Origin of the sequence: Neobacillus drentensis, from assembly GCF_036962765.1 — a bacterium.
Taxonomy (GTDB): domain Bacteria; phylum Bacillota; class Bacilli; order Bacillales; family Cytobacillaceae; genus Neobacillus; species Neobacillus drentensis_C.
On record NZ_JBALOS010000074.1, the window covers coordinates 1 to 1,199 of the forward strand.

Annotated in this window: 1 protein-coding gene; it reads right to left on the minus strand. The window is 39.8% G+C overall.

What is annotated here, in order from left to right:
* Window positions 1-58: 58 nt before the first annotated feature.
* The gene (gene add / locus V7137_RS11105; RefSeq protein ID WP_335698147.1) at window positions 59-1,054 is read right to left on the minus strand and encodes an adenosine deaminase; all 996 of its coding nucleotides are present in this window, start codon (window positions 1,052-1,054) and stop codon (window positions 59-61) included.
* Between the last annotated feature and the right edge of the window lie 145 nt (window positions 1,055-1,199).

Consider the following 1,199-nt stretch of genomic DNA (forward strand, 5'->3'; position numbering starts at 1 on the left):
GTGTCAGGCACCATGTGAATTTTTCACATGGTGCCTGACACCTTTATTCTACTATTTATCAAGAAATATATTTCTTCAGCATTTCCTTTGTTTCGGAATCGGCAAAGCTTGCTTCAACACTATTAAAGTAAATTTGCTTATAGTCATTTTCGCTTATATTGAATTCTTTAAATACGATTTCACATTCATTTGCCATCGTTGTATCTGATACCGTCCGGTTGTCTGTATTAACCGTTACCTTTATTCCATCGTTATGAAACTGATAGATTGGATGTTCACTAAACTGGTTCACGGCTTTCGTTTGCACATTACTTGTTGGACACATTTCAAGGACAACATGCTTTTCCTTTACGATATTATATGCCTCGTCACAGTCCTTAATAAATACGCCGTGACCAATTCTCTCTGCACCCAAAAGTTCAACTGCCTCTAATACATTCTTCCCTATACCCGTTTCACCAGCATGGATGGTTACTCGATAACCATATTCTCTAGCTAATGCGATCGGTTCTACGAATTTTCCACAAAATCCTTCCTCTTCCGATGCACATAAATCGATGGCGACTACTCCTTTTCCAAGGAATTTCTTCCCCTTCTCTACAACCTCAAAAGCACGTTCTGCAGACATCGTTCTCATACAGGAAAGGATTAAATTTCCCTTTATCTCATATTGCGTTTCTGCATCCTTCATTCCAGTTAAGACGCTCTGGATGATATCATCAACCTCTAATCCCCTTGCTGTATGAAGTAGTGGAGCAAATCTTACCTCCATGTATTTCACATTTTCCCGTGCGGCATCCTCAAAAAGTTCAAAGGTAATCCTTCTAAGGTTTTCCTTTGTCTGCATAACTAAATTGGGAATAGAAAATTTCTCTAAATATTCATCAAGCGATTCACATTCTAATGGAGCGATGAGTTCTTTTAGAATTTCATCCCTATTCATCGAAGGTAGACTGATTCCTTCTCTCTTTGCAATATCAAGGATGGTTTCCGGTCTAAGACTGCCATCTAAATGGCAGTGAAGTTCAATTTTAGGTAGAGTCGCAAAATTCATATTAATATTTACCTCCTAATTTTTATAAAAAAGGCTCTGTTAAACTAGCCTGTTGATTTCCGTTCCAAGCGCTTCGCTTTCCGCGGGCGGTCCGGGGAGCCTCCCGCAGGAGTCTTCGCACTTTCCACTCCAATCAACAGGGTGC